A 26,072-nucleotide genomic window follows, 5' to 3' on the forward strand; every position below is an offset into this window, starting at 1 on the left:
CCGCCATGCTCGCCTCGCGGCAAGTGGTCGCTCGTAGCGACGAAGGTTGGGCCCGGGGGCTTGGATCGGGCCGGTGTCACGTCCAGGCTAACAAACGGATCCCGAAACTCCCTCCCGTCGCCCGACCACCGCCCCTCAACGACGGCGCTTCGCGCCGACACCTCCCGATTCGTACCGAGAGTTCAATCTCTCAGCAGATCGGGCACCCCGTCCCGGTCCGGCTGGTCGCGCTCCGCCGAGACGACCGTCAGCTGCTGGGTGGCCCGGGTGAGGGCGACGTAGAGCACCCGCAGTCCGGCCGGGGACTCGTCGGCGATCTCGGCCGGGGAGACGACGACCGTCGCGTCGTACTCCAGGCCCTTGGCCTCCAGACTGCCGAGCGCCACCACCCGGTCGCCGAGCCCGGTGAGCCAGCGGGCGGCTTCTTCCCGGCGGTTCATGGCGACGACGACGCCCACCGTCCCGTCGACGAGGTCGAGGAGGCGGGCCGCCTCCTCTCGGACGCTCTCTCCCAGCGACCTCCGTGCGACCGTGCCGCGTCCGTGGTTCGTTGTCACGAAACGCGGTTGGACGCCGGTGGACCGTACGGCCGAGGGTGCCGTGGAGCCGGGCATGGCGAGGGCCAGCACCTTGGCCGCGAGGTCGGCGATCTCGGAGGGGTTGCGGTAGTTCACGGTGAGCTGGAAGCGGCGGCGGGGACGCGTACCGAGGGCCTCGTCGCGGGCCTCGGCGGCCTCGTCGGGGTCGGACCAGGAGGACTGCGCCGGGTCTCCCACGACCGTCCAGGTGGCGTGCCGGCCGCGGCGGCCGACCATGCGCCACTGCATCGGCGTGAGGTCCTGGGCCTCGTCGACGATGACGTGGGCGTACTCGACGCGTTCCTGGGCGAGCCGCTCGGCCCGCTCGCGCTGCGACTCCTCGCGGACCGGCATCAGCTCCTCGAGCCCGGTGAGGTGGTCGAGCGGGTCCAGTTCGCGCCTCTTCTTCGGGCGGGCCGGGGTGCCGAGGACCGCCTGGAGCTCGTCGAGCATGGCGATGTCGTGCACGGAGAGGCCGTCACGTCTGAGTGAGCGGGCGACCCTGCGGACCTCGCCGGGATTGAGGATGCGGCGGGCCCAGCGGCCGAGGCGCCGCTCGTCGGCCATGGCGGCGAGGACGGCCTTCGGGGTGAGCTCCGGCCACCAGGCGTCGAGGAACTCGATGAAGCTGTCCTCGGAGGTGATGTCCTCGTCGAACGACGACCGGAGCTCGGCCGCCAGTTCGGGATCGGTGTGCCGGGGGCCCGCCCCGGACCGCGCCCACAGGGCGTCCAGGAGCAGCTTGCGGGCCCGGGGCCGCAGCAGGTTGACGGGCGCGGTACCGCTGAGGGCGTTCCGGCGGATGTTTTCCAGCTCGTCCGCCTCCAGTTCGAGCCGGCGCCCGAAGGCGACGACGCGGAGACGGGTGGAGGGTGCGGTGGAGGATGTGGTGGACGGCTCCTCCTCGCCGAAGGCGAGCTGCCCGGAACCGCTCCCCCCGCTGTGGCTCCCCAGCTCCAGCGCCCCCCGCGCCGCCTTCCGCAGCACCTTCAGCATCCGGTACGACCCCTTGGCGCGGGCCACCGCCGGGGAGTCGTACAGGGTGGCCTCGACGCCGTCGACCAGGGAGCCGATCGCGCGGATGGCGACCTGGCCCTCCTCACCGAGCGACGGCAGGACACCCTCGGTGTACGCCACGAGCAGCGGGGTGGGCGAGACGATGAGGATGCCGCCGGCGTAGCGGCGCCGGTCCTGGTAGAGCAGATACGCGGCCCGGTGCAGGGCCACGGCTGTCTTGCCGGTGCCGGGGCCGCCCTCGACGTAGGTCACGGACGCGGCGGGGGCGCGGATGACCAGGTCCTGCTCGGCCTGGATGGAGGCGACGATGTCCCGCATGGTGTGACTGCGGGCCTGTCCCAGCGCGGCCATCAGGGCGCCGTCGCCGATGACGGCCAGCTCGTGGCCGCCGAGGAACGCCTTGAGCTCGGGGCGCATCAGGTCGTCCTCGACACCGAGGACCTTGCGGCCCTTGGAGCGGATCACCCGGCGTCGTACGACACGCCCGGGATCCACTGGAGTGGACCTGTAGAAGGGGGCGGCGGCCGGCGCCCGCCAGTCGATGACCAGCGGCGCGTACTCGGAGTCCAGGACTCCGATCCGGCCGATGTGCAGGGTCTCCGCGATGTCCGCGGTGCCGTCCTCCCGGACAGCGCCTTCGGCGGGCTCCACGGCGGTGTAGGCGCCGTCGGGCCCCTTCTTGCCGTCCTTGCCGAGGAGCAGGTCGATCCGGCCGAACAGGAAGTCCTCGAACTCGTTGTTGAGCCGGTTGAGGTGCACACCGGCCCGGAAAACCTGGGCGTCCCGCTCGGCGAGAGCGCCCGGTGTGCCGACCTGGCCGCGCTTGGCCGCGTCGTGCATGAGGAACTCCGCCTCGTGGATCTTCTCCTCGAGGCGCCGGTAGACCCGGTCCAGATGTTCCTGTTCGACGCCGATCTCGTGGTCCCGAACCGAGTCCTGAACCGAGCCGACCGCGGATTGTTGAGCCTGAGCGGCCACCGGGCCCCCTTCTGACGTGCTGGGCAGCCGTCAACCGTACGCGAAGGGGGGCCCGGCGGGAAGTTACGCGTCGACCTCGACGAGCTTCTTGCCGTCGGAGGTGACGACCTCGAAGTGGTCGATCGTGTTCTGAGCCGGTGCGACCGCGCCGCCGATGTAGAGAGGCTGCTTGGACTCCGGAGTCTTGCCGTCCGGGATGCCGTAGCCCCACTTGCCGACGGACCAGGTGGAGGCCGTCCAGCGCTCGCCGTTGTCGGTGACGGCGATGAGGGAGCACTTGAGCTCTCCCTTGACGCCCTTGAGCTCCAGACCGAGCGAGGTGCCCCAGTCCTTCGTCTGCATGGCGACGGTCGCGCTGACGCCGGTCGAGGAGTCGGTCGCCGACACCTTGTCGTTCATGGACTCGAAGAGTTCCTTCGCGGTGCTCGCGAGGACTCTCGGCTGCTCACTGTCGCCGCCGGAGTCGCCGCCGCCCGCCGCCATCGCGGCGAACGGACCGCCGATGATCAGCGCGGCCGCGGCCGCGACCATGTAGAAGCTGCGGCGCCGCTTCTGGGCACGGCGCTCGGCGACCTCGTCCACCAGCTTGTTCACGATCCGCGGACTGGGCTTGGCGGAGAGCGACTCACCGATCGCGGGGGTGCCGGAGCCCGGCAGGTCCGCGAGGGCGGCGAGCATCGGCTCCATGCCGGCGAGCTCGTCGAGCTGCTGGGCGCACCATTCGCAGGTGGCGAGATGAGCCTCGAAAGCGGTTGCCTCGGCGTCGTCGAGGATCCCGAGGGCGTAGGCGCCGACGGTCTCATGCTCGTTCGGCACCGGAGATCCCATCATGGAACCTGACATACCCGAACCACCTGTGCCGAATCCCTGGTTACCCCCATACACACTCATCACGCCGTCACCCCCCGCTCCTCCAGTGCGAGCTTCATCGACCGCAGGGCGTAGAAGACCCGCGAGCGGACGGTTCCGCTGGGAATGCCCAGGGTCTCGGCCGCCTCGTTGACGGTACGCCCCTTGAAATACGTCTCGACGAGTACCTCCCGGTGGGCGGGGGTCAGGTCGTCCAACGCATCCGACAGCGTCATCAACCACAGCGCCTTGTCGATCTCGTCCTCCGCGGGGATGACCTCCAGCGGCGACGGATCGACCTCCTGCGGCCGGGCCTGCCGGCTGCGGTGGCCGTCGATGACGATGCGCCGGGCGACCGTCACCAGCCAGGGGCGTACCGATCCGGTCGCTCGATTGAGCTGTCCGGCGTTCTTCCAGGCACGGATGAGCGTCTCCTGCACCACGTCCTCGGCTCTCTGGCGGTCACCCGCAACCAACCGGAGGACATACGCAAGGAGAGGCCCGGCGTGCTCTCTGTACAGGGCACGCATCAGCTCCTCATCAGGTTCCGAGGGCTGGGACATGCGATGTCGGGCCCTCGATCCACGTTCATTGGCCACGACGGAATCCTTGCGCACGCCCACCTCCGATGTCCCGGGTTCCCCCAGTCGGTCGCTCGACTACGGGTACGGACGTGAGGTGTTGGGTGTTCAAAGTGCGACGACAGTTTTCTCCTGAGTGACGTGACGAGACAGGACATGCGCGCACATTCCCGCCGCGCGATCTTTACATTTCCACCACACAGGCAAGATCACCACTACGGCCCGTGAGGTTGAGCGAGTAAACGACATGTAATCGAAATCACTTCGACAGGCCCTCCGCAGAAGGGACATAACGACCAGTCAGGTGCGCGAGAGAGCCGCCCGCCTCCGATGCCGGGCCACTCTTTCGCGGTTCCCACAGACCTCACTGGAGCACCAGCGCCTCCTGCGCCCCCGTGACGTATCCAGATAGACGATGGGGCAGTTGTCCCCTTCGCACTCTCTGATCGCCGCCCGTGCGACCGGATCCGTCAGCAGCCCCACGGCGTCCCTGGCGATGGCCCCGAGCAGTGCCGCACAGCCGGGCGGACCGTCCAACTCGCGCACCAGTGAGCCGTCCTCGTCCCGTACCGCGCGCGGGGCCGGAGGTGCGGCACGGGCGACGTCGTTGACGTGGGCGAGCGCGAGGTCGTAGCCGTGGGAGTTACCGGCATAATTCACACGGCCCGGCTGACCCCCTGGCGCTCCTCGCACCAACTGCCCGATCCATCCGCGCAGTTCCCGGAAGCCCACGAGCCAGGACGGGTCCGCGTGCGTCAGGTCGGTCCCGTCCGGCACCAGCCCCGAACCGACGATCCAGGCGCACAACACCTCCGTCGAGTCGAGGCGTTCCTCGGGGTGGGTGGTCGCGAGGAGGTCGAGGCTGATCCGTCCGGCGTCGAACCGCAGCTCGTACGCGACCGTGGCCATACCCAGTGCCATGTGCCAGTCACCGCCTAGGGTGCCCCGGCCGTAAGGGGTCGGTGAGGTGCTTCGCGGCTGCTCCGGGGCTCCCTCTTACAGTGCCCTCCCGCTCTCGCCGCCGGAACCCCTCGTACCGGGAGCGGTGCCTGGACGCGCACGTATGCGGCGGCGCGTCTCGGCCATGTCGGCGCGCTGGGCGGGGCCCTTGACTGGAGACATGACACAGAGCAGCGGGAGGAGCCGATTCGTCCTCAGCCGGTTCGTCCTGGGCGCGGCCACGGTCGCCACGGGCCTGATCGCCGGGGCCTTCTACGCCTTCGCGTGCGCCGTCATGCCGGGCCTGGCGCACAGCGACGACCGCGTCTACGTCACCGTGATGCGCGACATCAACCAGGTCATCCAGAACCCGGTGTTCTTCCTGAGCTTGCTGGGCGCACCGGCCCTCACGGCGGTGGCGGCCTGGCAGGCCCGGGGCAGCCGCCACCGGTGGTGGGTGTGGGCGGCCCTGGCGGCCTCCGCCCTGGCGTTCCTGGTCACCGTCGTCTTCAACATCCCCCTCAACGACGGCCTCGCGCGGGGCGGCGACCCCGGCGCGCTCCGCGAGGAGTTCGAAGATCCCTGGGTGGCGTGGAACGTGGTGCGGGCGGTGCTGCTGACGGTGGCGCTGGGCCTTCTGGTGAAGGCCACGGGCAGCCGTGCCGCGAGGGTCGACTAGCCAGCCAGTCCCTCGGCAGGCGCTAGACGTCCGCGTACTTGGTGTCGGCGGCCGGGTCCAGTGCCAACCGGTACCCCCGCTTCACCACCGTCTGGATCAGCTTCGGCGCCCCCAGGGCCGTACGGAGACGGGCCATCGCCGTCTCCACCGCGTGCTCATCCCGGCCGGCGCCCGGCAGCGCCCGCAGCAGTTCCGCCCGCGACACCACCCAGCCCGGCCGCCGGGACAGCGCCCGCAGCAAGGACATCCCCGCCGGCGGCACCGGCCGCAGCGCCCCGTCGACCAGCACCGCGTGCCCCCGGATCTCCACCCGGTGGCCGGCGATGGGCAACGACCGGGCCCGCCCGGGAAGCTCCTGGCACAGCAACTGCACGAGCGGCCCGAGCCGGAAGCGCTCGGGCGACACGGTGTCCACCCCTCGCGCCTGCAACGGCAACGCCGTCACCGGCCCGACACACGCCGGCAGCACATCGTGGTGGAGAGCGGCGAGCAGCTCCGGAAGCAGACTCCGGTCCTCGGCCCGGGAGAGAAGGGAAGCCGCGGCGGGCGCGCTCGTGAAGGTCACCGCGTCCAGCCCCCGCGAGACAGCCGCGTCCAGCAGCCGGTCCATCGGCCCGAGGTCCTCCGGCGGCATCCACCGGTACACCGGCACCCCCACGACCTCCGCTCCCGCGGCCCGCAACGCCTCCACGAACCCGGGCAACGGCTCCCCGTGCAGCTGAATGGCGACCCGACGCCCCTCGACCCCCTCCTCCAGCAGCCGGTCCAGTACCTCGGCCATGGACTCGGACGACGGCGACCAGTCCTCCGTCAGCCCGGCGGCCCTTATGGATCCCTTGACCTTCGGGCCGCGCGCGAGCAGTTCCACCTCGCGCAGCCGGTCGAGGAGCGCCTCACCGAGCCCCCACCCGTCGGCAGCCTCGACCCACCCCCGGAAGCCGATGGCGGTCGTGGCGATCACGACATCGGGCGCCTGGTCGATCAGATCCTTCGTCGCCGCCAGCAGTTCACTGTCGTCGGAGAGAGGAACGATCCGCAGGGCCGGCGCGTGCAGTACGGCGGCCCCACGGCGCTGGAGCAGCGCACCGAGTTCGTCTGCTCGGCGCGCGGCCGTGACTCCCACGGTGAACCCCGCGAGGGGGCCGTGTTGCTCTGCTGCCTGCTGTTCGTCGTACATGGCTGTCGTCCCACAGTCTGTCGTCTGACCTACATGCCGACCGAGCCTGTCAACGGCTCGTGACAGGCTCGGTTCCGCTATATGTCGCCAGTGTTACGTCACACCTCGGCGTAGCTGAGCTGCGGCTTCGCCTCGGAGGCGGTCGTGGCCTGGCCCTGGGCGGCCGAGCGGCGAAGGTATACGGCCCAGGTGACCAGGAAGCAGGCCGCGTAGAAGGCGAGGAAGGCGACGAACGCGCCGGTTCCGGAGCCGTAGGAGAGGAAGGACTGCCGGAAGGCGAGGTTGATGCCGACGCCGCCGAGTGCGCCGACCGCGCCGATCAGGCCCATGGAGGCTCCGGAGAGTCGGCGTCCGTAGGCGGCGGCCGCTTCGCCCTCGAGCCCCTTGCCCAAGGCCTTCGTGTGGAAGATGCCGGGGATCATCTTGAAGGTCGAGCCGTTGCCGAGGCCGCTGAGGACGAACAGGACCACGAACGCGACCGTGAACAGTCCGAGCGACTTCTGCATGCTGGCGGCGATCAGGACCGCGGTCGCCACGCCCATGCCGACGTAGTTGTACAGGGTGATCTTCGCGCCGCCGTACTTGTCGGCCAGCGCGCCGCCGACGGGACGGATCAGCGAGCCGAGCAGCGGGCCGATGAAGGTGACGTACGCGGCCTCCAGCGGGGTGCGCCCGAACTGGTTCGTCAGCACCTGCCCGAAGGCGAAGCTGTAGCCGATGAACGAGCCGAACGTGCCGATGTAGAGGAAGGACATGATCCAGGTGTGGCCGTCCTTCGCGGCGTCCTTGGCGGCGCCGGTGTCGTTCTTCACGTTCTCGATGTTGTCCATGAAGACCGCGGCGAGGACGGCGGCGACGAGGATCAGCGGGATGTAGATCCCGAGCAGTACCCGGGGTCCGCCGCTGGCGCCGATGATCGCGAGGGCGGCCAGCTGGATGACCGGGACGCCGATGTTGCCGCCGCCGGCGTTGAGCCCGAGGGCCCACCCCTTCTTACGGAGGGGGAAGAACGCGTTGATGTTGGTCATCGAGGAGGCGAAGTTGCCGCCGCCGATACCGGCCAGCAGGCCGACCAGCAGGAAGGTGTTGAACGAGGTGCCCGGCTTCATCACGGTGAAGGCGGCGACGGTGGGGACGAGGAGCAGGCTGGCCGAGATGATCGTCCAGTTCCGCCCGCCGAAGATCGCCACGGCGAAGGTGTAGGGCACCCGGACGACGGCTCCGACCAGGGTGACCATCGAGGTCAGCATGAACTTGTCGGCCGGGGTGAGGCCGTACTCCGGGCCCATGAAGAGCACGAGCACCGACCACAGGGTCCAGATCGAGAACCCGATGTGCTCGGAGAGAACGGAGAAGAGCAGGTTGCGCTTGGCGACCTTCTCTCCGGTCTCCTTCCAGAAGGTCTCGTCCTCCGGATCCCACTGCTGGATCCAGCGGCCGCCCCTGCTCGGGGGTGCGGGGGCTGTACTAGGGGCTGTCATGACGCCTCCACGGTGCTCCGGGACTCGGTGGTTCTTTGCGGGGATGCTGAGCGGTGATAGGTCCCGAAGGTAGGGATGGCGCGTTTCCTGCCTGTGGCACAGGGTGACCGGAAAGGAACGTTGCTCTCACCCCGGCGGGGGGCGGGATGAGAGGTCGTGGGGTCTTTGTGTTACGAACAGCTCCGCGCCGGGGAACCGCGGTGTGAGAGCCGGTCCACGCCGCAGGCTACCGCTTCAGTCGTCGGCATCCTCGGGCTCGTCGTAGTCCTCGAGGATCCGCAGCCCGAGGTCGGACTCCCAGTCCAGGGCCCATCGGCGCAGGTCGGTGATGTCCTCGAGGGCGAGTCCGTGGGCGGCGAACTCCTCGTCGCCGACCCATACGATGCTTTCGAGGCGGTCGCGCAGCTCAACGAGGTCAAAGTCTCCCAGCTGCTCGAGCTCGATCACGGAGTAGTACAGGCAGGCCGCGTGGACGTCGATCACATCCTGAGGCAGGCCGCGGCCGACGAGGGCACGCATCGCCATGGAGAGCGTGCTCTGCCTTCCGTCCGTAAGGAGCGGGGCGACATCCATCGCCGGCATCGGATCCCTCAAGCTCGCCTCCTGCCCTCGGTGAATTGTCCGCGCCGCATGCCATGATCCGATGCCATGAGGCGCGCCGGCGCGAACGGGGCCGGGTTCGCGGTCAACGGTGGCTGGGGCGCCCGTGTAGGCGCGGCGCGTTCCTGACCGCCTTCTCTGTGCACCACCGCCGTAGGCCTGATTGCGTTACGGCGACCCGGTCGCCCGTGATCACACCGCGGCGCCCCCACCCACCTCGAACCACACCAACTTCCCCGCACCCCGGTCGAGAAGCCCGTCCCCGAGTGACCAGCCGCCCCACGCATCGGCGAACTCCTGCACAAGGAACAGCCCACGCCCACCGACCCCGTCCACCGAGGCAGGCGGAACGCGATTGCCACGAGGTCGGGCGAAGGGAGCGGGGATGTAGGGGTGGCTGTCCCAGACCCCGCCCCGAAGCCGCCTCGCCGAGGGCCGTCAGCCTCACCAAGGCGGGCCCCTTGGCATTTCGCGGGGCTACGAAGGCGGTGAAGTCTCGTTCAATGGCTCAGGCCTGGGTTGCAACTCCGGATTCCCAGCCACGCGGACCAGTGAGCGTGGCGGGCATGAGTCGGGCCAGTTCCGCTCCGTTCTCCCGGGTCACGCGGAACCATCGGCACCCGTATGCCCAGCGCTCGCCAAACAAGATGAAACGCTCAGAGGCGCTTGTGTCGTGCAGAGGTGTCCTCTGCACCGTTGTAAATGCGTAGGTGGCTATCGGGGAGGGGTCCCCTCACCACTAGCCCGGCCCGCGTTCTTGCTGTCCCCCCGCCGCCAAGTAGCTTCTTGACCCTCACACCGTGTCAGGCGGTCAGCTCGGAGACATCATGTTCACCATCGGAGACTTCGCCCGGCACGGCCGCGTCTCAGTCCGGATGCTGCGGCACTACGACGCGACTGGCCTGCTGCGTCCGGTCCACGTCGACCCCGCCAGCGGCTACCGCTACTACACCGCCGCCCAACTCGCCCGCCTCAACCGGATCATCGCGCTCAAGGATCTCGGATTCACCCTCCAGCAGGTCCAGGACATCGTCGACGAAAGGGTCAGCGCCGAGGAGCTGCGCGGCATGCTGCGGCTGCGGCGGGCCGAACTGGAGACCGCTATGGCTACCGCAGGGGCGCGGCTGATCCAGGTCGAGGCGAGGCTCCGAGCGATCGAGAGCGAGGGGCGCATGCCCACGAACGACGTTGTGCTCAAGAGTGTCCCCACCGTCCGGGTGGCGGAGCTGACCGCAACCGCCGCGAGTTTCGAGCCCGAGGACATCGGCCCGGTCATCGGGCCGCTCTACGACGAGCTGTTCCGGCGCCTGGGCTCGGCGGGCGTCACCCCCACGGGCCCCGGAGTGGCCTACTACGAGGACGCCCCGGAGGGCGGTGGCAGGATCAGCGTCCACGCCGCCGTCCAGGTCTCCGCCCCTCTCCAGGACGGCGCCTTCCGCATCCTCGACCTGCCGTCTCTCGACCAGGCGGCGACCATCGTGCACCGCGGCTCGATGGACACCGTGCTCCCCACCGCCCAGGCCCTGGCCCGTTGGATCGACGCCAACGGCTACCAGTCGACCGGATACCCCCGCGAGATCAACCTGGAGTGCCCCGAGAACCGCGACGACTGGGTGACGGAACTACAGGCACCGGTGACCCGGATCTGACCTCAGTCTTGAGAGTGCCCTCCAGCTGGCAGGGTCAGAGCGGCAGCCGAACAGCCGGATGATCGACTGCTCGATCTTCCAGCGCTGCCGGCCGAAAGGGCTCTCCATCGGACGACATCGCCGGGCTCCGCCTCCCACAGGGGGACGGAGCCCGAAGTCGTCAGGACCCCTGTCCCCCGGTCGCCGCAGCCCTCACTCGACCCCGTCGTGAACCGTTCGGCCACAGCCTCGGCCTGCGCTTCGCCGCCAGGTCCTCGATCCACCCGAACGCCAGGATCGCGAGTCCGATCAGTGGCCAGACCAGGAAGAACATCCAGAGCATGTCCGTCGCGTCGAGTGCGGCGACCGCGCGGTCGCTCTGCATGAAGGGGAGGCGGTAGGCCAGGTCGATGATGGGGACCGTGGCCATGATCAGCAGGTTGTGCCAGAGGTAGATGGTGACGGCCCGGTTGTTGGAGAGGGTCACCAGCTTGTCCCAGCGGGCCAGGCGGCCCGGCAACTCCTGCCAGGAGGGCGAGTACTGGAGCAGGATCACCACGAAACCGAAGGACCAGGTCGCCTGGGCCAGCGGGATGTCGTTCAGGTCCCAGCCCTCGGGGCCCGGATGTCCGGACACCCACCACAGGGCGAAGGCCATCACCATGACCGAACCGGAGACGGCGAGATAGCGCGGGACCTTCGCCAGCACCCCCTCGTGGTGCGCGAAACCGAGGACCCAGCAGCTGCCGTAGACCGCGAAGTCGGTGACCGCGTTGCCCAGTTCGCCGGGGATCGTCACCAGTCCCGTGCCCACCACGGCCGTCAGGGCCAGCGGTGCCAGCAATGTCGCCCACGGCACCCTGCGGAACGCCCACAGCAGCAGCGGGGAGGCCAGCACGAACCACAGATACGCGCGGAGGTACCACAGCGGTCCCACCGCCTGATCCGCCCACGTGCTCTCCAGCAGGTCCTTCGGGAAGCCGACCTCCCAGGGGTACGGCGGCGCCCCGATCGGGATGACGTAGTTGACCAGCTCCAGCAGGCCCCAGGTGCCGCTGTGGTCCGGGTCCTCCGAGAGCTTCCAGCCGCCGACGAACATCAGCGGCAGCACCACCGCGCTGAACGCCCAGAGGGGAGGCAGGAGTCGACGGATCCTGCCCCTGATCACACTCAGCGTGGGCCTGTTCAGCGAGCGCGCCATCAGCGATCCCGCCAGCGCGAACATCACGCCCATCGACGGGAAGAGCACGGTCAGCCATGCCCACCCGAAGAGGTGGTACAGGACCACTCGGACCAGTGCCAGGGAGCGGAGAAGGTCCAGATAGCGGTCCCGGCCTGGCGCCTTGGGTGGAGGAACCACCCCGGCCTGTTCCCGCTGGCCCGCCGTGTACTCCTGCGTCATCCGACCGGCCTCCGCTCGTCACTCTCACTGCGCGTCCGCTGCCGCGGCACCGGTCCGCCCGGTGCCTCGACGACTCCCGTGCGGCGCAGCTTCTGCCAGCGCAGGCGGCCTCCGGTGAGGGCCGTGATCCAGGACTGGAGCAGCACGACGTACATGAGCTGGCGGTAGAGAATCTGCTGCAACGGCAGCGAGATCAGGTGTGTCATGCGTTCCCGGTCCAGCCGGAACGCGTAGGCGGCGCAGACCAGTTGGATCCCGAGGACGCCCAGCCAGGCCACGATCGTCTTCTCGGTCGGGCCGAACACGACGCCGTAGAGAAGGAATACGTCGATCAGGGGGGCCAGCAGGGGCGCCACCACCATGAACAGGGAGACCAGCGGGAGGCCCACGCGGCCGAAGCGGCCCGACGGGCCCCGTTCCACCAGTGCCTTCCGGTGCTTCCAGATCGCCTGCATGGTGCCGTACGACCACCGGTAGCGCTGGGACCACAGCTGTTGCACGGATTCCGGTGCCTCTGTCCAAGCGCGCGCTTTCTCCGCGTACACCACACGCCAGCCGTCCCGGTGCATGGCCATCGTGATGTCGGTATCCTCGGCGAGCGTGTCGTCGCTCATGCCGCCGACGCGTTCCAGGGCGGAGCGGCGGAAGGCCCCGACCGCGCCGGGAATCGTCGGCATGCAGCGCAGGACGTCGTACATCCGGCGGTCGAGGTTGAAGCCCATCACGTACTCGATGTGCTGCCAGGCGCCGATCAGGGAGTCCCGGTTGCCGACCTTGGCGTTGCCGGCCACGGCTCCCACGCGCGGGTCGCCGAAGGGCTGCACGAGCTCGCGGACCGTGGACGGTTCGAAGACGGTGTCGCCGTCCATCATCACGATGATGTCGTGACGGGCGTTCGCCAGACCGCGGTTCAGCGCCGCGGGCTTGCCCGCGTTCAGCTGGCGTACGACCCGCACGTTCGGCAGGCCCATCGCCTCCACGATCCGGGCGGTGCCGTCGCTCGAACCGTCGTCGATGACGAGCACCTCGACGGGGTGCTCGCTCGCCATCAGTGAACGGACGGTGCTCTCGATGCACTTGGCCTCGTTGTACGCCGGGACCAGCACCGACACCGGCTGGGTGACCGGCTCTCCCCAGCGGAAGTCCTTGCGGCGCACCCGGCGGGCGTGGATGCCCGAGAGCAGCAGCATGAGGACGAAGCGGCCGATGACCAGGGAGCCGATGATCGAGAGACCGACGACGAGGACGTCGGTGATGTGCTCGGAGGCCTGGACCAGGAAGATCCACGCCTTGCCCTTCCACAGCTCGGGGCCGGTGACGGCGGTGTGCGCGGTGGGCGCCTCGAGTGCCTCGGTGAGGTTGTCGAACTCGTAGCCCTTGTCCTGCATGTCGGGCAGGAATCGGTCGAGCGCCTGGACCGTCTGGTGGCGGTCGCCGCCGGAGTCGTGCATCAGCACGATCGCGCCCTTGCCGTTCTTCGGGGTGGCGTTGCGCAGGATCTGATGGACGCCCGGCTTGCGCCAGTCCTCGCTGTCGGTGTTGTTGACGACGGTGATGTAGCCGCGGGTGCCGATGTACTCGGTGACCGGCCAGGACTTGTCGTCCATGGCGTCGGCGAAGGAGGAGTACGGCGGGCGGAAGAGCGAGGTGCGGATACCGGCCGCGCCGGCGAGGGCGAGCTGGTTCTGGGACAGCTCCCAGTCGATGCGCTTCTTGGACTGGAAGGACAGGTCGGGGTGGTTGAAGGTGTGCAGCCCGACCTCGTGGCCCTCGTCGACGATGCGCTTGACCAGGTCCGGATAGCGGGAGGCCATGGTGCCGGTGACGAAGAAGACCGCGTGTGCGTGGTGTTTCTCGAGGACGTCCAGGACCTTGGGGGTCCAGGTCGGGTCGGGACCGTCGTCGAAGGTGAGGACGAGTCGGCGGTCCGGCATCTTCAGGCTGGTGGCGCGGCCGCTGCGGGTGTCGATCACCGGGCCGCCCTCGAGGATCTTCTCCGGCACCTTGTCGGTGGAGGCCTCGGACCGGACGCGGTGGTCGGCGAGGATCTCGCTGTGGACGTAGCCGCGCAGCATCAGCATCGCCATCAGGGCGACGAGGACGAGCACGGGCAGCAGCAGGCGCATGGGCAGGCGACGGCGCCTGGAGCCGTCGGGGGCTCCTGGTGCGGACCCCGGGCGGCGGGTTCGGGATGCCATCAGAGGATGTACTCCGGGGACGGGGAGGAGAGCGGGGCGTCGGAGGAAGACACGGAAGCCGAGCTACCGGAGGTCCCCGACGCGACGGGCAAGAAGACGGCCGAGCCGGCAAAAGCCCCCGCGCGATGGGTGCGGGAGGCCGTCACAGAGCCTGCTCCGGGGACGGGGACGGGGACGGAGACGGAGACGGAGACGGAGACGGAGCACCAAGAAGGCACGGAAGCCGAGCTACCGGAGGTCCCCGACGCGACGGGCGAGAAGACGGCCGAGCCGGCAAAGGCCCCCGCGCCGCGGATACGGGATGCCATCACAGAGCCTGCTCCGGGGACGGGGACGACAGCGGAGCACCGGAAGGCACCGGAGCCGGCGCACCGGAGGTCTCCGACGCGACGGGCGCGGGTGAGGGCGGGCCGTCGGCCACCGTGCCGGGGCCCGCGCTGCCACCGCCCGTGGTCTCGGTCGGGGCGACCGAGGGGTCGGGGCTGGTGGTGACGGGCGGGGTGACCGAGGGGCTGGGCGGCGGGGTGACGGACTGGGTCGGCTGCGTCGAGGGATCGGCGCTGACCGACGGCTTGCCGCCGGGCTGGGTTGCGGTCGCCGACGGATCGGCAGACGTCCCCGGCTTGCCCGGACTCATGGTGGCGCCGGGCGCGGTGACCCCGGCTCCGGGAGCCGGTGTCACTCCGCCGCTGACCGTCGGGGTGGTCCCCGAGATCACCCCCGCGGGGAGGGAGGGTTCGGCGGACTCCGCCGGCATCGGACTGGTGTCGACCTCGCCGGCCGGGGCATCGTCCTTCGGGCCGGTCACGGGGAGCCAGGGCGCGTTGGAGTTGCCGGACAGCAGGGTGACGACGATGACGACGGCGTAGACCGCGCAGGCCAGGCCCACGGCGATGCCGATACGTCGGAAGCGGCGGCTGCGCCGACCCGACTCGTCGACGAAGACCGGGCCGTCGGAGCTCTCGGACCCGCCCTCGCCTCCGGGGCGGCCCTCGATGCGCTCGTCGCCGTTCAGGCCGACCCCATCGAGCTGGACGGTCACCTCGTGCGGGTCGTGTGCGTGACCGGCACCGCTGCCGGACTCGTCCCACGGGTCGCGTACGACGGCTCTGCGGCCGGCCGGCTCCGGGGCATCCTCGCCGCGGTCCGCTCTCGGGGCCCCGGGGAAGTCCCGGTTTCCGTCGTCGGCCGGGACTCCGGTTGCGCCGGTTTCGCCGGTTTCCGAAAACGTCTGGGTGGTGCCCCCAGCTGTCGGTATGTCCTGGGTGCCTGGTGCAGCCTCGGGCCATTCCGGTTGGGCGTCTTCGCGCCACTTTTTTACGTTCTTCACGCGCACACACATCCCCCCACGGGCTGTTCTGGGCGCGCTGTCGACCTTGAGCACACGTCGGCTGAACCGGGCCCCCACCCGGTCCGAGCGCCCCCTTTACCACACCGTGCTCAGATCACGAATGTAGCGCACACGAAGGAAGTGTGTTTGCCAGGTGTCATTTATGGATGTTCATAAGGAGCTCATCGGTGGCTGGAATCCATCCATCGGCGGGCCGACGAAGCCAGTCATGTTCGACGGACAGTTCGATTACAGCGTGCCGAAGTGCGTCGAACGCGGGATGCGCCAGACCCCTCCGCCACACCAGCGACACCAGCGACAGCGGTACCGGGTCGACCAGCGGACGCAGCACGGTGGAGGGCATGGCCGGAAAATCCACGACCGCGAGAATCGGGTTCCGGGTCTTCGCCATAATCCGCTGGAACTCCTCGTCGCCGACCGCGAGCGGGGCCGGCGGGGCGATGTCGATGCCCCTTCCTTCGAACAGCCGACGAGCGAGATCGGTCCATTCCGGAGTCCGCGGATTTCCGGCTCCCGCGTACACGGTCTCGCCCTCCAGGGCGGCAAGCGGCACCCGGCCCAGGGAGGCCAGCGGGTGGTCCTCGGGCAGGACGACGGCCATGGGCTCGAGGCGCACGGGCTGGTGGTCCAGGCCCGCCCGCAGCGCCGGATCGAGACCGGCGAACCGGCCGAAGGACGCGTCGAGGCGACCGGCCAGCAGCTCGCTCACGGCGCCGGTCAGCCCGCTCTCGTAGCGGGCCATCAGCTCCTGTTCGGGGGCGAGTTCCCGGGCCCGCAGCAGCACGGCGCGGGCGGTGGCCTGGTCGGGGAAGTTGAGGTCCACGAGCAGCGGGCGGGCCTGCGCGAAGGCGGCGAGCAGCTCGTCCTGGGCGTCCAGGACCCGGCGGGCGTACGGCACCAGCCGCTCGCCGTCGCCGGTCAGCGTCACCTGCCGGGTCGTGCGCACGAACAGCTCTGCACCCAACTCCCGCTCCAGCCGCCGCACATCACGGCTGAGCGCCTGCTGGGCGACGTAGAGCCGGGCCGCCGCGCGCGTGAAGTGGAGCTCGTCGGCGACGGCGAGGAAGGCGCGCAGGAGACGCGGGTCGAGATGGTGGGAGCGGCCGAGGGGGAGGGAACGGGGGCCGGGACTCGGGCTGGGCACGGACACCGGGCGAACTTACAACACAGGTGCGTGAATCGGCGCGGAGAAGGTGTTGGACCCGTTGATCGCCGCCACGCGACGGTAGGCGCATGCCGCAACCGAACCGACCGATGTTCACCACGACCGCGGACGCGCTCGTCATCGTCGACCTCAGCCGACGGGGCCCACGCGCCCGGCGCTCCCCGCATTGCCGGCGCGCCCCCGGCCCCTACCGCCGTCTTCTCGCCACCCCCGGAGCCCGCGCCTTCACCATCGGGAACCTTCTCGCCCGCCTGCCCATGGGCATGTTCAGCGTCAGCGCGGTCGTCATGATCGCCGGGACGCGTGGGTCGTACGCCCTCGCCGGCGCCGTCACCGCGGCGGGCCTCGCAGCGACGGCGGTGGTCGCCCCCTGGACCGCGCGGCTCGTCGACCGACATGGACAGGCCAAGATCGCCGTACCGGCCACGGCACTCGCCGCACTGGGTTCGCTGGCACTGCTGCTGTGCGTCCACCTCGGCGCACCGGCGTGGACGCTCTTCGTGTCGTACGCCGCCACCGCCACCACCCCCAACCTCGGCGGCATGTCCCGTGCCCGTTGGGCCCACCTCCTCGCCGGCGACGAGAAGTCCCTCCATGTCGCGAACTCCTTCGAGCAGGTCGTGGACGAGGCGTGCTTCATGCTGGGCCCGGTTCTCGCGGCCTTCCTGTGCACGGCGTTCTTCCCGGAGGCGGGCACGCTGGCCGGGGTGGTGCTGCTGGTGACGGGCGTGCTGGTGTTCGCCGCGCAGCGTTCGACGGAACCGCCGGTGCGGAAGCGCGACCTCTCCCAGGCACCCTTCCGCGCCCCCGGTATCCCGCCCCTGCTCGCCGTCTGCCTTGCCATGGGTGCCGTCTTCGGCTCCATGGAGGTCGTCACCATCGCCTTCGCCGACGCGCAGGGACACCGCTCGGCGGCCGGGATCGTGCTCGCGCTCCAGGCGGCCGGGTCGTGCGCGGCGGGGCTCGTCTACGGGGCGATACGACGGACCGGATCCGCCGAGGACCGGTACGTGTGGTGCATCGCCGCCATGACGACCCTGCTGACGCTCCCCCTGCTGGCCGCCTCCCTCACCGGCTCCCTGCTCGCCCTGGCGGCCGCGCTGCTGATCGCCGGGATGGCGACCGCCCCGACGATGGTCACCGGGATGACCCTGATCCAGCGGCGCACCCCGCCTGGCCGCCTCAACGAGGGCATGACACTCGCGGTGACCGGCCTGCTCGGCGGAATCGCCTGCGGCAGCGCGGCGGGCGGCTGGACGGTGGAGCACATCTCACCGACGGCGGGCTACGGAGTCCCGATCACGGCGGCAGCCGCGGCCCTGACGACCGCCCTCGCGTCAGCCTCACGATCGAGCACGTCTCCCCCACGACGCACTACAGCGCCCCGACCACCGCAGCGGCGACCCTGACGAGCCCGCTCGCGCCGACCAGACGATCAAGCACGCTCACCCACGACCCACAACAGCAACACCGTTCGCCGGGGACCAGCTCGCCCAAGACCGTTCGGGGCGCGCGGCTGAACGGACTCACTCCCGCTCAGTCCACAGGACCCCACACCAGCACACCCGACAGCCGAACAGCCGACCGCCTCCCGCCTCCCGCCTCCCGCCTCCCGCCTCCCGCCTCCCGCCTCCCGCCTCCCGCCTCCCGCCTCCCGCCTCCCGCCTCCCGCCTCCCGCCCGCACCCCACCACAGCACCCCCGCCACCACAACCGCCGCACCCCCTGGCGACCCCCCTCGCCCGAACCCGGATCGTCGAATCGCTTCACCCGATCCTGCATAACCCATTGACGACCTTCAAAGGCGCCACATACGTTCCTTCGTCGAAGCGCTTCGACAGGGGTCGTCGAATCGAGTCGAATCGACGGCCCCTGCCCGGGGCGCGGCCCGAAGCACCATCCGACTCCCCGGAGGTACGGGATGTTGACGGCACGACGGCGTGTGGTGGCGGCGGCGGTGGTCCTGACCGGATCGCTGCTGGTGGCCTCCTGCGGGGACTCGGACAGCGGGTCCTCCGACGGCAAGACACTCAGGCTCTGGCACTACGAGGGTCCGACCAGCGCGATGGGCATCGCCTGGAAGGAGGCGATCAAGGAGTTCGAGACCAAACACCCCGGCGTCAAGGTGGAGTTCGAGGAGAAGAGCTTCGACCAGATCCAGAAGACCGCCCCGATGGTCCTCAACTCCTCGGACGCGCCCGACCTCATGGAGTACAACAAGGGCAACGCGACGGCGGGCCTGCTCTCGAAGCAAGGCCTGCTCACCGACCTCACGGAAGAGGCGACCAAGCGCGGCTGGGACAAGAAGCTCAGCCCGAGCGTGCGCACGACGAGCCTCTACGACACCAACGGCGTGATGGGCTCCGGCAAGTGGTACGGCGTCCCCAACTACGCCGAGTACACGCTGGTCTACTACAACAAGGACCTCTTCAAGAAGTACGGCGTCGCCGAGCCGAAGACGTTCGCCGAACTGACCGCCGCCATGGACACGTTCGTGGCCAAGGGAGTCACCCCGCTCGCCAACGGCGGCGCCGCCTACCCCGCCCAGCAGTACCTCTACCAACTCGCGCTGTCGAAGGCCGACCGCTCGTGGGTCGACGCCTACCAGCTCTACAAGGGCAAGACGGACTTCCACGACGCGGCCTGGACCTACGGCGCCGAGACCTTCGCCGACTGGGTGAAGAAGGGCTACTTCAGCAAGTCCTCCAGCGGCCAGAACGAAGAGGCCGCCGGTGTCTCCTTCACCTCCGGCAAGGCGCCGATCCTGTTCTCCGGCAGCTGGTGGTACGGCCGCTTCAAGACGGACAACAAGTTCGACTGGGGCACCTTCCGGTGGCCCGACTCGAAGCTCACCCTCGGCTCCGGCGGCAACCTCTGGGTCGTACCGAAGGGTTCGAAGAACAAGGACCTCGCCTACGACTTCATCGACATCACCATGTCGAAGAAGATCCAGAACCTGCTCGGCAACTCCGGCGGCGTCCCGGTCGCGGCCGACGCCTCCGCCATCACCGACCCCCAGTCGAAGACCCTGATCGACGACTTCAACACCCTCTCCAAGAACGACGGCCTGGCCTTCTACCCCGACTGGCCGGTCCCCGGCTTCTACGACGTCCTCGTCTCCGGGACCCAGAAGCTGATCACGGGCAGTGAGAAGCCCGACGACTACCTCAGCGATCTCCAGGAGGCCTACGACAAGGGCGCGCCGAAGCAATGACGGTGACCGTCGAACGGAACGCGCGGGCGGTCGGCAAGAGCAACGCCCAAAAGCCCCCGCGCGGCCCCCGCGACTCCTACGCCCTCTTCCTCCTCCCCGGCGCCCTCGCCTTCCTCGCGGTCATCGTCCTGCCGTTCGTGATGAACACGTACGTGAGCTTCACGGACTGGCAGGGCGTGGGCTCCCCCGAGTGGTCGGGACTCGCCAACTACCGGGAGCTGATGGACGATTCCGAGTTCTGGGCGTCCTTCCGGCACAGCCTGTTCATGGTCGTGGCGATGGCGGCGATCCCCACGGCCCTCGGACTGGTCCTCGCCGCAGCCCTGTTCGACTACGTCGGCAAGCACTTCGGATCCAGAACAGCCGCCGTTCTCCGCGCCTGCTTCTACCTCCCACAGGTGCTGCCGATCGCGGTCGCCGGCATCGTCTGGAGCTGGATCCTCGCCCCGGACGACGGCTCGCTCAACGCGCTCCTGAAGGCGATCGGCCTCGGCTCCTGGCAGCAGGACTGGCTGGGCGACCCCGACCTCGCGCTCTACAGTGTCATGGGCGTCATGATCTGGGTCCAACTGGGCTTCCCCCTGGTCATCTTCATGGCCGGCCTGCAACGCGTCGACCCCCAGCTGTACGAGGCGGCCGAACTGGACGGCGCCGGCTGGTGGCGCCGCTTCTGGCACATCACGCTGCCCCAGATCCGGCCGGAGATCTACGTCGTCCTCACCTGGTGCTCGATCGCGGCGCTCAAGGTGTTCGGCGCGGTGTACGTGCTCACGAAGGGCGGGCCCGGCGGCGCCACCGACGTGCCCTCCTACTTCTCCTTCACCACGTTCTTCGAGAAGACGCAGGTCGGCTACGGCGCCGCGATCTCCACCGTGCTGACGGTGCTCATCCTCGCGCTCTCCCTGATCGGTCTGAGGCTCCAGGAGAGGACCGACCCATGACCACCGCCCTGCGCCGCTACCCGGTCCTGATCGCTCTGTGCGTCGCGGCCCTGTTCATGATCGTGCCGTTCCTGATCGTCACGGTCAACGCCTTCAAGTCCCCCACGGAGTACGCCCAGAACGGCCCCCTCAGCCTTCCCGACGGCCTGTACACGACCGGCATCAAGGACTTCTGGGAACGCGTCGACTTCGGGCAGAAGCTGGTCAACTCGGTCCTGATCAGCGGCTCGGTGGCGGTACTGGCCGTGATCCTGTCCGTCCTGAACGCCTACGCGATCGGCATCGGCCGCATCAAGGGCCGGACCTGGGTCCTCGCCTTCTTCGTCCTCGCGAACATGCTGCCGCAGGAGGCGCTGGTCTACCCGGTCTACTACCTGAGCAAGGAAGTCGGCCTCTACGACACGAGACTGAGCGTGATCATCGTGTTCACGGTGATCCAGGCGGCCTTCGGCACGTATCTGCTCTCCGCGGTCCTCGGCCAGTTCCCCCGCGAGATCCTGGAGGCGGCCCGGATCGACGGCGCGAACAGGTGGCAGGTCCTGTGGCGGATCGTCGTCCCCGTCAGCCGTCCCACGCTCGGTGTACTGCTGGTCTTCTTCTTCATCTGGACCTGGAACGAGTTCCTGCTCCCCCTGGTCATGCTGATCTCCAACGACAACCAGACGGTGTCGGTGGCCCTCGGCGTCCTCCAGGGCCAGCGCCTGATGGACGCCACGATGACCAACGCGGCCGCCCTGCTCGGCGTTCTGCCCGCGATCGTGTTCTTCCTCGTCTTCCAGCGAACCCTCACCCGCGGTATCGCCGTGGGTGCCGTGAAGTAAGGACCCCCCACAGATGAAGTTCACCGACGGCTACTGGCTGCTGCGCGAGGGCGTCACCGCGGCGCATCCGGCCCAGGTCCACGAGGTCTCCGCATCGGACGGCCGGCTGGACATCCTCGCGCCGACCCAGCCCATCCGCCGCCGCGGCGACCTGCTGAAGGGACCGGTCGTGACGATCAGCGCCCACGCCCCGATACCCGACGTCATCGGCGTCACCTTCACCCACTTCGAGGGCGAGCAGCCGCAGGGGCCCCAATTCGAGGTCCGCACAGAGGACTTCAGGCCTCACACGGAGTACGACGAGGAGCACGCCACCCTCACCTCCGGCGCGCTGTCGGTCCGGGTGGCCCGCACGGACACCTGGCAGGTCGACTTCCTCGCGGACGGACGGCTGCTGACCGGCAGCGGCCCCAAGGGCATGGGCATCATGCGGGACGCGTCGGGCGCCCACTACCTGCGCGAGCAGCTGGGGCTCGGCGTGGGCACCTCGGTGTACGGCCTCGGCGAACGGTTCGGGCCGCTGGTGAAGAACGGCCAGGTCGTCGACATCTGGAACGCCGACGGCGGCACGGCCACCGAACAGGCCTACAAGAACGTCCCGTTCTACCTCACGGACGCGGGCTACGGCGTCTTCGTCGACCACCCGGGCAAGGTCTCCTTCGAGGTGGGCTCGGAAGCGGTCTCGCGGGTGCAGTTCAGCGCCGAGACGCAGGAGTTGACGTACTACGTCATCTACGGCCCGAGTCCGAAGGAGATCATCCGCAAGTACACGGCCCTCACCGGCCGCCCGGCCCTCCCGCCCGCCTGGTCCTTCGGCCTGTGGCTGTCGACGTCCTTCACGACGTCGTACGACGAGGAGACCGTGACGTCCTTCATCGAGGGCATGCGGGAGCGCGAACTCCCCCTCTCGGTCTTCCACTTCGACTGTTTCTGGATGCGCGAGTTCAACTGGTGCGACTTCCAGTGGGACCCGCGGGTCTTCCCCGACCCGGAGGGCATGCTCGCGCGACTGCACGCCCGGGGTCTGAGGGTCTCCGCATGGATCAATCCGTACATCGCCCAGAGATCGCCCCTGTTCGCGGAGGGCAAGGCGCTCGGCCATCTCCTGAAGCGCCCCGACGGCAGCGTGTGGCAGTGGGACCTGTGGCAGCCCGGCATGGCCCTGGTCGACTTCACCAGCCCGGCAGCCCGCGACTGGTACGCGTCCAAGCTGGAGGCACTCCTCGCGCAGGGCGTCGACTGCTTCAAGACCGACTTCGGCGAGCGGGTACCCCTGGACGTGGAGTGGTCCGACGGCTCCGACCCGGAGCGGATGCACAACTACTACACCTACCTCTACAACCGGACCGTCTTCGACGTGCTGCGCAAGCACCGCGGCGAGGAGGAGGCGGTGGTCTTCGCGCGCTCGGCGACCGCGGGCAGCCAGCAGTTCCCGGTGCACTGGGGCGGCGACTGCGAGGCGACCTACGAGTCGATGGCCGAGTCGCTGCGCGGGGGGCTGTCGTTGGGCCTGTCCGGCTTCGGCTTCTGGAGCCACGACATCGGCGGCTTCGAGGGCACCCCGACACCGGCGCTGTTCAAGCGTTGGCTGGCCTTCGGACTTCTCTCCTCCCACAGCCGCCTGCACGGCAGCTCCTCCTACCGCGTGCCGTGGCTGTTCGACGAGGAATCCGTGGACGTCCTACGGCACTTCACCCACCTCAAGCTGAAGCTCATGCCGTACCTCTACGAGGCCGCGCGCACCGCCCACGCCGAGGGTGTCCCGGTGATGCGGGCGATGGTCCTGGAGTTCCCGGACGATCCCGGGTGCGCGCATCTGGAACGGCAGTACATGCTCGGCCCCGACCTGATGGTGGCGCCGGTGTTCAACGACGAGGGCGAGGTCTCCTACTACGTCCCCGAAGGCACGTGGACCCACTTCGTGACCGGCGAGACGGTGACCGGGCCGCGCTGGGTACGCGAGAAGCACGACTTCTTGAGCGTGCCGCTGCTGGTCAGGCCGGGCGCGGTGCTCCCGGTGGGGGCGGTGGACGACCGACCCGACTACGCCCACGCCGACGGGGTGACCCTGCGGGCGTACGGCCTCGGGCGGGGCGAGCAGGTCACGGTGCGGGTCGGCGAGGTCGCCTTCACCGTCGTACGCGAAGGCGACACGCTGCGGGCGTCCTGCGGTGACCCGTCGGCGCCCTGGGGACTGGCCGCGGGCGGGCACGCGGCGCGGGCGCGGGCCGGGACCGGCTTCCTCTCCCTGGAGCTGGGCTGATGGTGAAGATCACCGATGTGGCGCGGCGGGCCGGGGTCTCCCCCAGCACCGTCTCCTACGCCCTCAGCGGCAAGCGCCCGATCTCCGAGGAAACCCGGCAGCGGGTCGAGGACGCCGTCCGCGAGCTGGGCTACCGCCCGCACGCGGGCGCCCGTGCCCTGGCCGGCCGACGGTCGAACGTGCTGGCGCTGGTCGTGCCCTTGAGGACCGGGATCCACGTCCCGACCGTGATGCAGTTCGCGGTGTCGGTGGTGACGACGGCCCGCCGGTACGACCACGATGTGCTGCTGCTGACCCAGGAGGAGGGCGAGGACGGACTGACGCGGGTCGCGGACACGGCACTGGTGGACGCACTGATCGTGATGGACGTCCAACTGGACGATCCGCGGCTGCCGTTGCTGCGCACACTGGACCTGCCGTCGGTACTGATCGGCTTCCCCGCCTCCTCGGAGGGTTTGACCTGCATCGACCTCGACTTCAAGGCGGCGGGCGAGGCGTGCGTGGAGCATCTGGCGCGGCTGGGCCACCGGGTGGTGGCCCTCGTCGGCTCCCCGCCGGAGGTCTACGTCCGGCAGACCGCCTTCGCCCAGAGTGTGGTCCAGGGCTTCACGGCCGCCGCCGACCGCCGCGGGATGTCGTCGACGGTCCACCCTTGCGAGCCGGGTGCCGCCCGCGCGGTGGCCGAACAACTCCTGCGCGATCAACCCGCGTTGACGGGAGTGGTCGTCCACAACGAACCCCTGCTGCAACCCTTGGTGGACGCCTTCGAGCAACTGGGCCTACGCGTCCCGGCCGACCTGTCGGTCACCGCGATCTGCCCCGACGAACTGGCCGAGTCGGTCCGCGTCCCGATCACCTCGGTGGCGCTGCCGTCGGCGGAGGTGGGCGCGCGAGCGGTCGAACTCCTGATGAAGAAACTGGCCGGGACAGCCGTACCGGAGTCGACCCTGCTGCCACCGCGGATGACGGAGCGGGCGAGCACGGGGCAGCGGACGGTTTCCTGACCCGTCGGCAGAGGACGGGCCTCCCATGGCCCTAGGCAAGTCCGCCATAGGTGACGGTCCTGGCCGGGCCTGCTTCACAGGCCACGCGCTCGGCCAGGTCACGGCCCCGCAGATCCAGTTCCCTGCGCCTCGTGTCGTCCTTCGCGTCGTCCCGGTCGTTCAGGTACTGCTCCATGCCGGCGTCGAAGTCGGCCGCCCACCTGTACAGGTCCGTGACCAGCTCGTCGGACAGGTCCAGCCCGGCAGCGGGGTCGTCCGGAGCGAAGTCCCCGAATCCCTCCGCGCGGAGCGGGTGCCACTTGTACTCACCCTCGACGGTGATGCGAAGCGGATACGGAGGCGTGTCGTGCTCGTCGAGGGACCAGTGCAGTCGCCTGCACCCCCAGCAGACGAACTTGTCGGTGGCGTACGCGTCGTCCCGGTACCGCACCACCCACTGCGGTCCGAGGTACCGGGCCAGCGCCTGGGCGATCTCCAGCCCCTGCCTCGCATGCTCGCGCAGGTTCTGACGGGACGCCGGCCCTCCCCCGGGGCGGGCCCGGGACCACGAGGTCAGCTGCTCGGCCAGGGACTCGGGCAGCCCGAGCCAGGGGTCGTCGGGCGACACGGAGCGGGTGAATGAGGAGAGGTCGTCGGCGCCTTCCTCGCCCGCGAGATACAGCGGTGAGTCGTCGCCCCGCGCACGGACGAGCAGTTGGCGTGGTGTGCGCATCGAGGTCATGCGGGGTTCGCTTCCACGATGGTTACCAGAATCTCGGGGTCACCCTATCGTGGGAAGCATGACCGCCCGCGTCTATCTGAAGCCGCCCTGGATGCAGCGCCACATAGCCAACCGGCTGGTCCCGTTGTTCCAGCGGTCGATGATCTCCCGTCTCACCGTCAGAGGCCGCCGCTCCGGTCGCGAGCGCACGGTCCCGGTGGCCGTCCTGGACCACGAGGGTGAGCGCTACCTCGTCTCCTACCGTGGCCTCAGCGACTGGGCCCTCAACCTGCGTGCCACCCCCGAGGCCCGCCTCGCCGGCGGCGGCCGCACCGAGACGATCACTGTGGAGGAGGTCCCGGAACCCGACCGTCCACCGCTGCTCGCCGCCTACCGCGAACGCTACGGCGGCATGCCCACGGTCTCCGGCGTCCTCGACGCCCTGCCGGCGCCCGCGGACCACCCCGTCTTCCGCATCCGCGCATGAGAAGCCGGTGCCCCTGGCGG

21 protein-coding genes are annotated in these 26,072 nt (G+C 69.6%); 9 read left to right on the forward strand and 12 right to left on the reverse strand.

Features of this window, described 5'->3' with window-relative positions; translation table 11 throughout:
* Positions 1-182: 182 nt before the first annotated feature.
* The 4 genes from QF027_RS19215 to QF027_RS19230 form a co-directional block, all read right to left on the reverse strand.
* Positions 183-2,573, reverse strand: coding sequence for a HelD family protein (locus QF027_RS19215; RefSeq protein WP_307075866.1), 2,391 nt, complete (start codon positions 2,571-2,573; stop codon positions 183-185).
* Between the two features lie 63 nt (positions 2,574-2,636).
* The gene (locus QF027_RS19220) at positions 2,637-3,464 is read right to left on the reverse strand and encodes an anti-sigma factor family protein (RefSeq protein ID WP_373430993.1); all 828 of its coding nucleotides are present in this window, start codon (positions 3,462-3,464) and stop codon (positions 2,637-2,639) included.
* Complete coding sequence (locus QF027_RS19225) at positions 3,464-3,985, reverse strand: sigma-70 family RNA polymerase sigma factor (protein WP_010039908.1); 522 nt, start codon at positions 3,983-3,985, stop codon at positions 3,464-3,466. Before QF027_RS19225 ends, QF027_RS19220 begins: the two co-directional genes overlap by 1 nt.
* A 318-nt stretch (positions 3,986-4,303) precedes the next feature.
* Positions 4,304-4,924 (reverse strand): CGNR zinc finger domain-containing protein, encoded by a 621-nt coding sequence (locus QF027_RS19230; RefSeq protein ID WP_306980565.1) that lies wholly within the window; start codon positions 4,922-4,924, stop codon positions 4,304-4,306.
* 199 nt (positions 4,925-5,123) lie between these two features.
* Between QF027_RS19230 and QF027_RS19235 the strand changes: the two genes are divergently transcribed.
* Positions 5,124-5,621 carry an anthrone oxygenase family protein gene (locus tag QF027_RS19235; RefSeq protein ID WP_307075867.1) on the forward strand — a complete coding sequence of 166 codons (498 nt, stop codon included), beginning with the start codon at positions 5,124-5,126 and terminating at the stop codon, positions 5,619-5,621.
* 22 nt (positions 5,622-5,643) lie between these two features.
* Here QF027_RS19235 and QF027_RS19240 read toward each other — a convergent pair whose 3' ends face one another.
* From QF027_RS19240 to QF027_RS19250, 3 genes are all read right to left on the reverse strand, one after another.
* Positions 5,644-6,798, reverse strand: coding sequence for a uroporphyrinogen-III synthase (locus QF027_RS19240; protein ID WP_306980561.1), 1,155 nt, complete (start codon positions 6,796-6,798; stop codon positions 5,644-5,646).
* A 98-nt stretch (positions 6,799-6,896) separates the two neighbouring features.
* Positions 6,897-8,279, reverse strand: coding sequence for a nitrate/nitrite transporter (locus QF027_RS19245; protein ID WP_306980559.1), 1,383 nt, complete (start codon positions 8,277-8,279; stop codon positions 6,897-6,899).
* Between the two features lie 234 nt (positions 8,280-8,513).
* Positions 8,514-8,873 carry a hypothetical protein gene (locus QF027_RS19250; protein WP_307075869.1) on the reverse strand — a complete coding sequence of 120 codons (360 nt, stop codon included), beginning with the start codon at positions 8,871-8,873 and terminating at the stop codon, positions 8,514-8,516.
* 833 nt (positions 8,874-9,706) lie between these two features.
* On the opposite strand from QF027_RS19250, the gene QF027_RS19255 reads away from it, so the two are divergent.
* On the forward strand, positions 9,707-10,528 hold the full coding sequence (locus tag QF027_RS19255; protein WP_307075871.1) for a MerR family transcriptional regulator: 822 nt from the start codon (positions 9,707-9,709) through the stop codon (positions 10,526-10,528).
* 160 nt (positions 10,529-10,688) lie between these two features.
* Here QF027_RS19255 and QF027_RS19260 read toward each other — a convergent pair whose 3' ends face one another.
* From QF027_RS19260 to QF027_RS19275, 4 genes are all read right to left on the reverse strand, one after another.
* Positions 10,689-11,909 carry an acyltransferase family protein gene (locus QF027_RS19260; protein WP_306980552.1) on the reverse strand — a complete coding sequence of 407 codons (1,221 nt, stop codon included), beginning with the start codon at positions 11,907-11,909 and terminating at the stop codon, positions 10,689-10,691.
* On the reverse strand, positions 11,906-14,107 hold the full coding sequence (locus tag QF027_RS19265; RefSeq protein WP_307075873.1) for a glycosyltransferase: 2,202 nt from the start codon (positions 14,105-14,107) through the stop codon (positions 11,906-11,908). The genes QF027_RS19260 and QF027_RS19265 overlap by 4 nt, the downstream gene beginning before the upstream one ends.
* Before the next feature lie 307 nt (positions 14,108-14,414).
* A complete protein-coding gene (locus tag QF027_RS19270) occupies positions 14,415-15,437 on the reverse strand; it encodes a hypothetical protein (RefSeq protein WP_307075875.1) in 1,023 nt (340 codons plus the stop codon).
* Positions 15,438-15,594: 157 nt separating this feature from the next.
* On the reverse strand, positions 15,595-16,602 hold the full coding sequence (locus QF027_RS19275; RefSeq protein WP_373432500.1) for a LysR family transcriptional regulator: 1,008 nt from the start codon (positions 16,600-16,602) through the stop codon (positions 15,595-15,597).
* A gap of 89 nt (positions 16,603-16,691) precedes the next feature.
* Here QF027_RS19275 and QF027_RS19280 point away from each other — a divergent pair, with 89 nt between their 5' ends.
* The 6 genes from QF027_RS19280 (at position 16,692) to QF027_RS19305 (ending at position 24,865) form a co-directional block, all read left to right on the forward strand.
* On the forward strand, positions 16,692-18,032 hold the full coding sequence (locus tag QF027_RS19280; RefSeq protein WP_306980544.1) for an MFS transporter: 1,341 nt from the start codon (positions 16,692-16,694) through the stop codon (positions 18,030-18,032).
* A gap of 511 nt (positions 18,033-18,543) precedes the next feature.
* A complete protein-coding gene (locus tag QF027_RS19285; RefSeq protein ID WP_307075880.1) occupies positions 18,544-19,836 on the forward strand; it encodes an ABC transporter substrate-binding protein in 1,293 nt (430 codons plus the stop codon).
* On the forward strand, positions 19,833-20,777 hold the full coding sequence (locus QF027_RS19290) for a carbohydrate ABC transporter permease (RefSeq protein WP_307075882.1): 945 nt from the start codon (positions 19,833-19,835) through the stop codon (positions 20,775-20,777). Before QF027_RS19285 ends, QF027_RS19290 begins: the two co-directional genes overlap by 4 nt.
* A complete protein-coding gene (locus QF027_RS19295; RefSeq protein WP_306980537.1) occupies positions 20,774-21,598 on the forward strand; it encodes a carbohydrate ABC transporter permease in 825 nt (274 codons plus the stop codon). The genes QF027_RS19290 and QF027_RS19295 overlap by 4 nt, the downstream gene beginning before the upstream one ends.
* A 13-nt stretch (positions 21,599-21,611) precedes the next feature.
* Positions 21,612-23,861, forward strand: coding sequence for an alpha-xylosidase (gene yicI, locus QF027_RS19300; protein WP_307075884.1), 2,250 nt, complete (start codon positions 21,612-21,614; stop codon positions 23,859-23,861).
* A complete protein-coding gene (locus QF027_RS19305; protein WP_306980533.1) occupies positions 23,861-24,865 on the forward strand; it encodes a LacI family DNA-binding transcriptional regulator in 1,005 nt (334 codons plus the stop codon). Before yicI ends, QF027_RS19305 begins: the two co-directional genes overlap by 1 nt.
* 31 nt (positions 24,866-24,896) lie before the next feature.
* Here the strand turns inward: QF027_RS19305 and QF027_RS19310 are convergent, their stop codons facing one another.
* Positions 24,897-25,586, reverse strand: coding sequence for a hypothetical protein (locus QF027_RS19310; RefSeq protein WP_307075886.1), 690 nt, complete (start codon positions 25,584-25,586; stop codon positions 24,897-24,899).
* A 58-nt stretch (positions 25,587-25,644) separates the two neighbouring features.
* Between QF027_RS19310 and QF027_RS19315 the strand changes: the two genes are divergently transcribed.
* Complete coding sequence (locus QF027_RS19315) at positions 25,645-26,052, forward strand: nitroreductase family deazaflavin-dependent oxidoreductase (RefSeq protein ID WP_306980530.1); 408 nt, start codon at positions 25,645-25,647, stop codon at positions 26,050-26,052.
* Positions 26,053-26,072 lie beyond the last annotated feature (20 nt).

The organism is Streptomyces canus, assembly GCF_030816965.1.
In the GTDB taxonomy this organism is placed as follows: Bacteria; Actinomycetota; Actinomycetes; order Streptomycetales; family Streptomycetaceae; genus Streptomyces; species Streptomyces canus_E.